The sequence below is a fragment of the Arthrobacter sp. 05N33_2 genome (assembly GCF_056397425.1).
The window spans coordinates 36,151-47,233 of the sequence record NZ_JBFTNJ010000022.1; the positions used below are offsets into that span (position 1 = coordinate 36,151).

11 protein-coding genes and 1 pseudogene are annotated in these 11,083 nt (G+C 66.7%); 3 read left to right on the top strand and 9 right to left on the bottom strand.

The annotated features are described in order from the left end of the window. Window positions 1-11 precede the first annotated feature (11 nt). Window positions 12-794, top strand: a complete 783-nt coding sequence (locus tag AC1DHX_RS11480) for an SDR family NAD(P)-dependent oxidoreductase (protein WP_476857615.1) — start codon at window positions 12-14, stop codon at window positions 792-794. A gap of 18 nt (window positions 795-812) precedes the next feature. Here AC1DHX_RS11480 and AC1DHX_RS11485 read toward each other — a convergent pair whose 3' ends face one another. From AC1DHX_RS11485 to AC1DHX_RS11525, 9 genes are all read right to left on the bottom strand, one after another. Continuing rightward, on the bottom strand, window positions 813-1,589 hold the full coding sequence (locus AC1DHX_RS11485; protein ID WP_230008665.1) for an SDR family oxidoreductase: 777 nt from the start codon (window positions 1,587-1,589) through the stop codon (window positions 813-815). A gap of 1 nt (window position 1,590) precedes the next feature. After that, entirely contained in the window at window positions 1,591-2,589 is a 999-nt protein-coding gene (locus AC1DHX_RS11490; protein ID WP_476859973.1) for a fumarylacetoacetate hydrolase family protein, read from the bottom strand. Window positions 2,590-2,599: 10 nt separating this feature from the next. Next, window positions 2,600-3,673 carry an amidohydrolase family protein gene (locus AC1DHX_RS11495; RefSeq protein WP_476859972.1) on the bottom strand — a complete coding sequence of 358 codons (1,074 nt, stop codon included), beginning with the start codon at window positions 3,671-3,673 and terminating at the stop codon, window positions 2,600-2,602. After that, complete coding sequence (locus AC1DHX_RS11500; protein ID WP_476859971.1) at window positions 3,670-4,794, bottom strand: FAD-dependent monooxygenase; 1,125 nt, start codon at window positions 4,792-4,794, stop codon at window positions 3,670-3,672. Before AC1DHX_RS11500 ends, AC1DHX_RS11495 begins: the two co-directional genes overlap by 4 nt. Window positions 4,795-4,855: 61 nt before the next feature. Then, entirely contained in the window at window positions 4,856-5,899 is a 1,044-nt protein-coding gene (locus tag AC1DHX_RS11505) for a cyclase family protein (RefSeq protein WP_476859970.1), read from the bottom strand. Further along, on the bottom strand, window positions 5,896-6,858 hold the full coding sequence (locus AC1DHX_RS11510; protein WP_476859969.1) for a fumarylacetoacetate hydrolase family protein: 963 nt from the start codon (window positions 6,856-6,858) through the stop codon (window positions 5,896-5,898). The genes AC1DHX_RS11505 and AC1DHX_RS11510 overlap by 4 nt, the downstream gene beginning before the upstream one ends. A 6-nt stretch (window positions 6,859-6,864) precedes the next feature. After that, window positions 6,865-7,884, bottom strand: a complete 1,020-nt coding sequence (locus tag AC1DHX_RS11515; RefSeq protein ID WP_476859968.1) for a VOC family protein — start codon at window positions 7,882-7,884, stop codon at window positions 6,865-6,867. A gap of 196 nt (window positions 7,885-8,080) precedes the next feature. After that, window positions 8,081-9,301 (bottom strand): ROK family transcriptional regulator, encoded by a 1,221-nt coding sequence (locus tag AC1DHX_RS11520; RefSeq protein ID WP_476859967.1) that lies wholly within the window; start codon window positions 9,299-9,301, stop codon window positions 8,081-8,083. A 10-nt stretch (window positions 9,302-9,311) separates the two neighbouring features. Then, window positions 9,312-9,464: a hypothetical protein gene (locus tag AC1DHX_RS11525; protein WP_476859966.1), complete on the bottom strand. Its 153-nt coding sequence runs from the start codon at window positions 9,462-9,464 to the stop codon at window positions 9,312-9,314. A 223-nt stretch (window positions 9,465-9,687) separates the two neighbouring features. On the opposite strand from AC1DHX_RS11525, the gene xylA reads away from it, so the two are divergent. Next, window positions 9,688-10,878 (top strand): xylose isomerase, encoded by a 1,191-nt coding sequence (xylA, locus tag AC1DHX_RS11530; protein WP_223981120.1) that lies wholly within the window; start codon window positions 9,688-9,690, stop codon window positions 10,876-10,878. Window positions 10,879-10,897: 19 nt separating this feature from the next. Then, window positions 10,898-11,083 (top strand): annotated as a pseudogene (locus tag AC1DHX_RS11535) (xylulose kinase); the annotation flags it as partial.

An 11,083-nucleotide genomic window follows, 5' to 3' on the forward strand; every position in this document is an offset into this window, starting at 1 on the left:
AGGGATCCCCCATGCCTGTCTCCAGCCAGCGCCTCGACGGCAAGACCGCCGTCATCACCGGAACGGCCAGCGGCCAAGGCAGGGCGGCGGCGCTCGCCTTCGCCGAGGCGGGCGCCGTGGTGGTGGGCTGTGACATGGACGACGACGGCGCCGCGGCCACCGTCCGCCAGGTCACCGCCGCCGGGGGCCGGATGAGCAGCAGCCGGGTTGACCTCACAGACGAGGCCGCTGTGGCGGCATGGGCGCAGGACGTAGCCGCAAACCACGGCCAGGTGCACATCCTGTATGCCAACGCGGCGGTCACCCGCTTCGCCCCGGTGGAGCAGCTCACGTTTGCCGACTGGAAGTGGAATGTCGAACACGAGATGGATGTGGTGTTCCTGCCGGTCAAATACTTCTGGCCACAACTGATCCGCGTGCGGGACGCCGCCATCGTGCTGGTGGGATCCACGGCAGGAGTTACCGGTTCCATGACCAACGGCCGGCTGGCCCACACCGCCACGAAGGGGGCCGTGGTGGCCATGACCAGGCAGCTCGCGGCCGAAGGGGCTCCGCATGGACTCCGCGTCAATACTGTCAGCCCCGGAATGATCCGCACCGCAGCGACCGAGGGCAACCTCCTGGCCGCCGACCACCCCATGCGGTCCATCGCCGGCAGCATCCCGTTGGGCCGGATCGGCACGCCGGAAGAAGTGGCCAAATGCGCGCTGTTCCTGGCCTCCGACGAAGCGTCATACGTGACGGGCGCCAACCTGATGGTCGACGGCGGCTGGTCGGCCGTGCTGCCGGGCTAGTTGGAATCGTGCACCGCGTCAGCGCATGGCGTCGGAGACAGACTTTGCTCCGCCGTGGCCCGACTGGCCGCCGTCCACCGGGATCTCGGCGCCGGTCACGAAGGACGAGAGCGGGCTGAGGAGGAACAGCACGACGCCGGCCACTTCCTCCACGCTTCCAGTGCGGCCCAGCGGGGTCTCGGCCAGGGTGGCCTGCCTGAATTCCGGCTTAGCGCTCGCCGTCATGGGCGTTTCGATGAAGCCCGGATGGACAGTATTAACGCGGATCCCCCGCGGGCCGAGTTCCATGGCCGCCACCTGCGAGAGGCCCCGCAACGCCCACTTGCTGGCGGTATAGGCCACCGGATAGTGCGCGGTCAGGCCTGCGACGGAACCGACATTGACGATGGATGCGGCACTGCCCATCAGCGGTGCGAGCGCCTGGATCCCCAGCAAGCTTCCGGCGACATTGACTTCATAGACGCGCTGCAGGTCAGCCACAGAGGCATCCAGCAACCGGCTCCGCTGGGTGATGCCCGCATTGTTGACCAGCCCGTCCACCTGCCACCCCTGGGACTCGATCCAGGAAGCGAGATCGGACCAGCCGGAGGCATCGCTGACGTCCAGCTGCCGGTACACCAGCGCACCGGCCGAAGACGATGACACGGCGGCCAGCTCGGCCGGTATGTCCGCTGCGAGGTCTGTGGCAATGACGCGGGCCCCGGCCTCCACCAGCATGCGCGCCTCGGCAGCGCCCTGGCCCTGGCCAGCGCCGGTGACCACCACGGTCCGGCCATCGAGCTGAAGGGAGAGCACCCTAGATACCGGACGTAACCGCAGCGGCAACCCGGTTGCGCGGACGCTGCCGGGCACGCACCAGAGTCCCGGCGTTACGGCGTTCACCTACCGTGTTCTCTATGGTCCCGATGCCTTCCACCGTCATGCGGACCATGTCTCCCGTCTTCAGCGGCGGGGGAGTCTTCGCGCCGTTCCGTCCCCAGAGCTCCGCGAGGCAACCGCTGCCGCAGGTGCCGGAGCCCAGCACATCGCCGGGCCGGACCACGGAGTCCTGCGAGGCGTAGGCCACTAGCTCGGCGAACGGCCAACCCATATTGGACAGCAGGTCCTGGCCGATGGCTTTCCCGTTGACTTCCACGGCCATGGAGATCGGCAGGAACCCCTCGGCGTCGTGCAGGTCCTCGAACTCATCCGCGGTGACAATCCAAGGCCCCAGCGTATTGGCGAAGTCTTTGCCCTTGCACGGCCCCAGGCTGACTCTCATCTCCCGGCGCTGCAGGTCCCGCGCCGACCAGTCGTTGAGGACGGTGTAGCCGAAAATGTGCCGGTGCGCCTCCGCTGCAGTCAGGTTCCGGCCGTCGCTTCCGGGGACGCGCCCGACGACGGCGGCTACCTCGGTCTCGAAGTCCAGGTCCTCGCAGCCCGCCGGAATACCAATCACCTCGCCGGTGCCGGTCACCGTATGCGGGTTGGTGAAGTAAAAGGTGGGCGCCTCGTACCATTCGGGCACCACGCCGGCCACGCCGTCGATGCTCTTCCGCACGCCTTCGACGTGTTCCTCGAACGCGACAAAATCCCGGATGGTGGCGGGCGCCAGTGGGGCGAGCAGCTGCACGTCCGCCAGCGGAACGGCCGGGCCAGACCCGATGATCCGCCGGGCCAAACCCAGGGTCGCCTCGAGCCCTGCTTCCAGGAGTGTCTGAACCGTCTGGCCTGCGGGCAGGGCATAGCAGTTACCGCCGTCGACGAAGCCGGACTGCGTCCCGCCGTCGTGGTTCCAGCGAGCAATCTTGACCATAAGAACGTCCTTAGGCTGTGCGGCGGGCGGTGAGGATGGAAGCGGGCGTGATGCCCAGGGCAGCGGCGTTGCCGGCCAGCACCCTGGCCTCGTCCTCGGCGGAAAGCTGTGCCTCGATGACCTCGGCCACGGGGCGGTCGGAGCCCATGTCGAACGGGTAGTCCGAGCCCAGCAGCACCTGCCCCGGGCCAGCGGCGGCCACGAGCGCCCGCAGTTCAGCCGGGCTGTGGACCAGGGAGTCGAAGAACAGCTTCTTCACATACGAYGACGGCGGCTCAGCACAGCCGCGTGCCTCCGGCCGGACCCTCCAGGCGTGATCGGAGCGGCCAAGGCTGGTGGGAAGGTAGCCGCCGCCGTGCGCGGCCAGAACCAACAGGCTCGGGTGCCGGTCCAGGACACCGCTGAAGATCAGGTGGGACAGGGCCACCGCGTTTTCCGCGGGCTGGGAGACGGTGTTGGCGAGGTAGAAGCGGTCCAGCCGCTCGTCCAGCGAGCAGCCGAACGGGTGCAGGAAGACCAGGGCACCAAGCTCCTCGGCCCGGCTCCAGAACGGTTCCAGCCTGGGGTCGGACAGCTCAACGGTGCTGCGCTCCGGGTCGGCGGGGGTGGCGGCGAACGAGCCGATTTCCACGCCTAGCAACCCGCACTCCAGCATGGCGTGTTCCAGGGCTTCGACCATCAAGGAAGGGTGCTGCAGCGGGACCAGGCCCAGGCCGTTCAGCCGTTCCGGGGCGCGGGCCACGAACTCCCGCACCGCCTGGTTGGCGGCCCTGGCAACCTGCAGGGCCAGCTCTTCCGCGGCGAAATAGTAGAAGTGCGACGGCGACGGCGAGACGAGCTGCACGTCCACGCCTTGGGCGTCCATGTCCGCAAGACGGCGGTCCAGGTCCGTCAGCTGCGGCCAGCGCTCCTTGATCATTTTTCCCGAAGCGGCCATCGACTCTGGTCCGTTGCGCCGGACTTCCAGAGCCTGTTGAGCGCCGAAGCCCTCGGGATCAGCTTCGGCCACCAATTGCTGCAGGGCCGGAAGCAGGATGTGGGCGTGGACGTCCACGGTGGGTTTTTCAGCAGGGCCGGTGCTCATGCGGGCTCCCTAACCAAGCTGGAGACTGAATGCATGAGGCCCGGAACGTTGGCGTCCCGGACGCCGTCGAGCATCCACTGGCCCAGCTGGACGGAGGCGTCGACCACTGCTTTTGCCCGGTCCAGTCGGCGGTCGGTGAACTCTTTCCAGAGTGTCTCGGTGATCTCGTCGGCGCCGATCAGGAGATCGGCCAGCACGGCTGCGTCTTCCATTGCCATGGCAGCACCTTGCGCGATGGTTGGCGGGCAGCTGTGGGCGGCGTCGCCGATGATGACGGTGCGGCCGCGGTTCCACGGCCCGTCCACCAGGTGGGCAGTGAACCAGGTGTAGTTGATACGGGCGCTCTGGTCCAGGTTGGCGCGGATCTCGTTCCATGGGCCGCCGTAGGCTGCGGCGAGTTCGGCCATAATGCGCGGGCCGTCCTCGTGTTTGCGCTCCTGGGCCCTTTCCACGAGGTAGGCATAGATGGTGTCAGGGCCGGTGGGGCAGTAGCCGGCAATAAAGCAAGGGCCGCCGTACGTCAGGTCGGTGCGGACCACGTCCTGCGGCCGTTCCACGAACGCGCGCCAGATGCCCATGCCCGTGGACCGGGGTTCAACATCGATGCCGATGGCCTTGCGGACAGCTGAGTGCAGGCCGTCGGCGCCGATCAGGAGGTCGTAGCGGTCGGTGCCGCCGTCGGAGGTGCTCACGGTGACGGAACCGCCGTCGTCCGTTATTTCGGTGACCGTCTTGCCGTAGCTGATCCGTGCGCCTGCCTGCCCGGCACGCTCGCGGAGGATGGCGGTGAGGTCGGGGCGGTACATGCCCAGGGTGGCTGGGAGGTCGTCGCCGCCGGTCCGCATGTCATCCAATACGGCGATGACGGTGCCGGCGGGGTCTGGGGCGCGCAGGCCGAGGGTGCTGAACGCGTAGCCCTTCGCCTCGATTTGCTCCCAGACGCCCAGCTGGCGGAGGACCCGCAGGGCGTTCCCCTGCAATGTGATTCCAGAGCCAAGGGTTTGCGGGGCATCGGCCTTCTCCAGGATTTCAACCTGGATTCCCGCGTCGGCCAGCAGGATGGCGGCGGTCAGTCCCGCGGCTCCCGCCCCGACGATTCCGACGTTCTGTACTGCTGCCATCGCTGACTCCTTTGTATTGACGGCCTGACTGATGATGGTTGTCGTGCTGTTGTACTGAAAGCTACCGGAGGGCGATCGGGTTGACGGGCGATCCGACGGCGCCGGTAATGGGCAGGGGCGCCGCGGTGAGCAGGAAGTCGTACCTGCCGTCTGCCGCGCAAGCCTCCGCGAGGCCGTCCGGGTCCCACATTTCGCCGAGGAACAGCCCAAGGTTGGGGATGGCGATCTGGTGGAGGGGCTGGAAGGCGCCGTCGAACTCGTTGGGCCGGACCTCGAAACCCCAGGTGTCCGTGGCGATCCCCGCGATTTCACTGCGGTGAAGCCAGGGTGCGGTGCTGAAGGACAGCCCCGGGGCTGAGCCGCCGGCGTAGTCGCCCCAGCCGTCGCGGCGCACCCGGGTGTGCTGTCCGGTGCGGATCACCAGGATGTCGCCCCGGCCAACCTTTGAGCGGGGGCCCTGCAGGTCGATGGTCCGCTGGAGGTGTTCGGGGGTGATGGCGAAACCGTCCGGCAGCTCGCCGTCGTTCCTTCCCAGCTCTGGTCCGAGCGCGCGGCCGACGTCCAGCAGGACGCCGCGGGTGACGATCTTGGCCGCGGCGGTTTCGATGCCGGTGACCAGGTCGCCTTCGGAGGTGACCACGTCCCCTGCGGCGCGGCCGTTCCAGGCCTTGCCCTGGTCGAAGATGTGGCCGAGGCCGTCCCACTGGGTGGAGCACTGCAGCGGCATGGCAATGACGTCGTCCGCGCCGCCGAAGCCGTGCGGGAAGCCCTGGTTGCCGCGTTCGGCGTCCACCCCGGTGTCGGTCATGGTGTGGACAGGGTTGGTGCGTCGCCGCCAGCCCTTCTGCGGTCCGTTGGTGTCGAACGGCTGGGACAGCGAGAAGGCCTCGCCCGTCTTTACCAGGGCTGCTGCTTCAATACGCTTGTCCGCGTCGATGAAGTTCAGGGTCCCAAGGACGTCGTCCTGGCCCCAGCGGCCCCAGTTGTTGTGGGATTCGGCCATGGCGCGGATGCTGCCGAGCGGATCCTCACGCCGGATGACCGGGGAATCGGTGGCTGATTCCCCGGTGCCGGTGGTGGTTGGTGCTGTGTCCTGGCTGGTCACTGCTGGCTGCCTTCAGATACAACTTCGTCCTTGCAGTGGATGCGCTGGGTGCCCAGACCTGTAATGGTGCCCTCCATGACGTCGCCGTCCTGGAGCAGCCTTCCCCAGTGCTGGCCGTTGCCGGCGGGGCTTCCGGTGAGCACGAGGTCTCCCGGGCGCAGCGGCATGATCTGGGAGGCCTCGCTGATCAGCTTGGCGACACCGAAAATCATGTCTGAGGTGGACTCGTCCTGCATGGCCTTGCCGTTGAGCTTCAGCGTAACCTGGACGTCCTGCGGGTCGCCGAAGAACTTGGCGGGTACCAGCAGCGGTCCGGTGGGCAGGAAGCCGGGGGCGTTCTTGGCGCGGTACCAGTCCGAGCCGATCGCCGGCATGTCCTTGCGGAACACGTACTCACGGGTCGTGATGTCGTTGACCATGGTGTAGCCGAAGACGTAGTCCAGGGCTTCCTCGGGGGTGACCCGGAACGCCGTCCTGCCGATCACCGCGGCCAGTTCAAGTTCCCAGTCGTGGGACTTGGAGTAGGCAGGCAGGGTGAGGTCGTCCGTGGCGGACGCGATCGCCGTCGGCAGCCCGATGAAGAAGTACGGCGTTCCCTGGCCCGCGCGCTTGTCCATCATCGCGGCGGTCCGGTCCCGGACTTCGTCCTCGTCCTGGCCCGGTTCGCGGTGGGCTGCGGCGAGGTCGATGACGTGCTTGCGGTAGTTGGCGCCGGTCTGAAGGACCTGGACAGGCTCTACCGGGGCGAGGACCTCGATGTCGGCCATCGCCAGGCCGGTGTCCTCGCCGGCCGATGCGGCGATGGCGTCCAGCTGGCTCTCGGCGGCGCCCCAGTGCTCGATCAGTGTATTGATCTCCTCATTCAGGGCCACGACGCGGTCGCCGACCAGCAGGCCCGCGCGGGCCTTGCTGTCACCGGTCTCCTGGAACCGGATGAGTGCATATTGTGTTTCGGCCATGGTGTCCTAGCCCCGTCCCTGCTTGGCGTAGGGGTTCAGGAGGGCTTCCTTCATTTCGGGGGAGGCGCCTTCTTCGGTGGCGGTAAAGCCTTCCGCGGGAGGGAAGGATTCGGTCATGGAGTGCGGCATGGCGCCGTTCTTGTAGAAGTTGTTGGAGCCTTCGGAGGGCTTCCAGGTGTTGGCTTCCCAGTCCGGGACGTAGTTGCGGTATCCGCCGGAGTTGAGCTCGACGCGCAGGCCTGACGGGTCGCGGAAGTAGAGGAAGTTTTGCTCGCCCACGCCGTGGATGGAGGGGCCGTATTCCATGGCGGTGCCGTTTTCCATCATGACGTCCGCGGTGCGCAGCAGGTCTTCGGTGGCGTCCACCCAGAAGGCGATGTGGTTGACGCGTCCCGCGCGGCTGGAGGTGTCCAGGACCACGCCCAGGTCGTGGGACTTTTCGTTGGTCGTGAGCACGGAGAAGACGGTGATGGGTGCCTCGTCCAGGTCCACGAAGGCCATGACGCGGAAGCCCAGGGCCTCGTTGTACCACTTGGCGAAGCCTCGGACATCGGAGGAGGCCACGGTGACGTGGTCCAGGAAGCGGGGCGCTGCGGCGTGGCTGCTGCGGCGCTCCGGCCGGTCCGGGTAGGTGGATTCAAAACCGGGTTCGGCCACGAACTTCTCAACGTCGAAGAAGAGGCGCATGGGGTGGCCATAGGGGCCGGTGAATTCGTAGGTCTTGCCGTAGCCGTGGCCGCCGGCGGTCCAGCTGCCCTGGACACCGGTTGCTTCGACGCGCTGGGCTGCGGCTTCCAGGGCGGTCTGGGAGTTGGCGCGCCAGGCCATCCGGCCGAGGGAAGCTTCCGGACCTTCCGTGAGGACCAGGCTGTAGCGGTAGTAGTCACCCCAGCAGCGCAGGTAGACGTTGCCGTCCACCCGGTCGATGATGCGCATGCCGAACTTTTCCTCGTAGAACCGAGCCGAGGCTTCGACGTCGGGAGTGGTGATTTCGAGGTGGGCAAGATGGGAGAGGGGAGTTTCCACGTTGAATTCCTTCTAAGTACTGATTGCCTTGAGTGGGGTCGCTGCAGGTCTAGTAACCAGACTGAGGCAAGAGAGGTATTCGGTGAAGAGGCGTTTACTGATGCCACCTATTTGTATGGCAGATAGTTGGCCTGAGGGGTCGATCCGCGCGCAACGCCGTACCGGCTGCTCCGGCTTTTGAACCAGTGTCGGGTTCCTAGCCCGCCGCGGGCGCGGTGCGGGTGGTTGTGCCGAGGCCCGCGGGGTCGGCCAGGAACGAGGTAAACGCCAGCTCCGCGGCCCCGATCATCATCAGGTCAGAACCGAGCGCTGCACGGTAGATCTCGACCTGGCCGGCGGGGCCGTCCATTGCCTGGGATAGCAGCACTCCGTCTACCGACTCCGGTGCGAGGGCGTACAGCGTTCCCAGGAAGCCGTCCAGGACGATTGCCTCGGGGTTGAAAATGTTCACGGCATTGCGCAGGGCTATGTCCAGGAACATGAGCTGGCGTGCCACTTCGTCGTTCACCTCAGCACTGCTGCTCGTTGCCAGCGCTTTTTCGAGGTCGGCGGTGTCGCCGCGGTTTAGGCCGGCCAGTTCGAGGAGGCGGGACTGGGAGACTTCGGTTTCCAGGCAGCCGGTGGCGCCGCAGTGGCAGCGCTTTCCTTCGGAGCGGACAAAGGTATGGCCGATCTCCCCGGCGTAGCCGGAGGCGCCCCTGAGCAATTGCCCGTCGGAGATGATTCCGCCGCCGATGCCGCTGGCGCCGCCGTTGAGGTAGATCAGGTTCCCCTGCCCGGCGCCGGCGCCGAAAATCAGCTCAGCTTCGGCGCCGAGGGAGGCGTCGTTCGCGGCCTGGCACGGATAGCCGGTGGCTTCGCTCAGCATTCGGGCGACCGGCTCGTTCCGCCAGCCCAGGTGCGGAGCGTGCCGGACCACGCCGTCGTCGCGGTTGACCAGGCCGGGCACGGCCATGCCAATGCCCGTGATCCGGTAGGACGCATCCAGCTCGGAGCGCATCCCGGCGATCACGGCCGATGCGATATTCACCGCTTCGCGGGCGCTCGGTATCCGTTCCGTGTCGAAGCGGATCTTCTTTTGCACCTTCCCCCCGAGACTGACCAGGCCGATAGTGACGGCGTCGATTTCTGGGTTGACTGCCAACGCCGCGACCGACGGGCTCGGATGGACGTTCGGACTCGGCCTGCCGACGTGCCCTTCGCCGGCGGGCGCCGTTTCATAGACCAGGCCCAACGCAACGAGCTGTCCGATCAGCGTCCCGACGGTGGAACGGTTCAGTCCCGTGTGCCGGGTCAGTTGGGCACGGCTGAGGACGCCGTGGTGGTGGACGAGGGAGGTCAGCAGCGACAAATTGTTGCGGCGGGACGGATCCGGCTCCCTCGCCGCCGCGGAAGCAAGTGTACGTGGAGGCATCATCGTGACACTATCAGCGGCCGGCCACCGCGCGGTCCAGGAAGGCGTTGCGGAATTTCTCATCCGAACCCAGCCGGAGGTCTTGCGGTTCCGACGCAGTGCACGGATGGGTTTCGTAGCTGAGGTTTTCCGGCCAGTTGCGTTCGGTCACCATCTGATCAATCACGGTGGGATCCTTCCCCCAAGGGCCTCATTGCTTGATCTGCCGGCCAAATTGCTGTTACGGACAACTTAACATTCACCCACCCGCAGCGCCAGAGCCGGTCATCCATTCCGTGCTTGGCGGGGTTGACACCGCAAAAATTCATAATATGTTTGGGTCTAGAACAATTCCCTCTGGTTCCCCGCCAGCCGCGCAACAGCAGCCACACCTACCTTCGGAGCATTCAATGGCGATTCAGCCCACCCGTGACGACAAGTTTTCCTTCGGCCTCTGGACAGTTGGCTGGGAGGCCCAGGACCAGTTTGGCTCCGCCACCCGCCCGCCGCTGGACACGGTGGAAGCCGTCAACAGGCTCAGCGACCTCGGCGCTTACGGCATCACCTTCCACGACAACGACCTCTTTCCCTTCGGCTGCTCCGCGGCTGACCGCCAGCGCGAAATCGACCGGCTGACCGGCGCGCTGAAGGCCACCGGGATGATCGTCCCGATGGTCACCACCAACCTCTTCAGCCACCCGGTCTTCAAGGACGGCGGCTTCACCAGCAACGACCGCGGCGTCCGGCGCTTCGCCCTGCGCAAGGTCCTGGACAACATTGACCTCGCCGCCGAGCTCGGTGCCGAAACCTTCGTCATGTGGGGCGGCCGGGAAGGCAGTGAATACGACGCCGCCAAGGACATCCGCGGCGCCCTGGAACGCTACCGTGAAGCCGTGAACCTGCTCGGCGACTACGTCACGGACAAGGGTTACAACATCCGGTTCGCCATCGAGCCCAAGCCCAACGAACCCCGCGGCGACATCCTCCTGCCCACCCTCGGCCACGCCCTGGCGTTCATCGAAACCCTCGAGCGCCCCGAACTGGTGGGCATCAACCCCGAGACCGGGCACGAGCAGATGGCCGGACTGAACTTCACCCACGGCATCGCCCAGGCGCTCTACCAGGGCAAGCTCTTCCACATCGACCTCAACGGCCAGCGCAGCATCAAGTTCGACCAGGACCTGGTGTTCGGCCACGGCGACCTGCAGAACGCGTTCTCGCTCGTGGACCTGCTCGAAAACGGCGGGCCAGACGGCGGACCGGCCTACGACGGCCCGCGCCACTTCGACTACAAGCCCAGCCGCACCGAGGACATCGACGGCGTGTGGGACTCCGCGGCCGCCAACATGCAGACCTACCTGCTGCTCAAGGAACGCGCCAAGGCCTTCCGCGCCGACCCCGAGGTCCAGGCCGCGCTGCAGGCCTCCCGCGTGGCGGAAATCAACGAACCCACCCTCAACCCGGGCGAAGGCTACGAACAGCTCCGCGCGGACCGCGCCTCCTACGAGGACTTCGACGCCGACGCCTACTTCGGCGGCAAGGGCTTCGGTTTCGTGAAGCTGCAGCAGCTCTTCATCGAGCACCTGCTCGGCGCCCGCTAAGACCGTGACGGCTGCTTCCATGAACCTTGTTGCCGGTGTGGACTCCTCCACCCAAAGCTGCAAAGTGGTAATCCTCGACGCCGGCACCGGCACGCTGGTCCGCGAGGGCCGGGCCGCCCACCCGGACGGAACGGAAGTCCACCCGGATCACTGGTGGCGGGCCTTGTCAGCGGCGTTCGACGACGCCGGCGGGCTGGCGGACGTC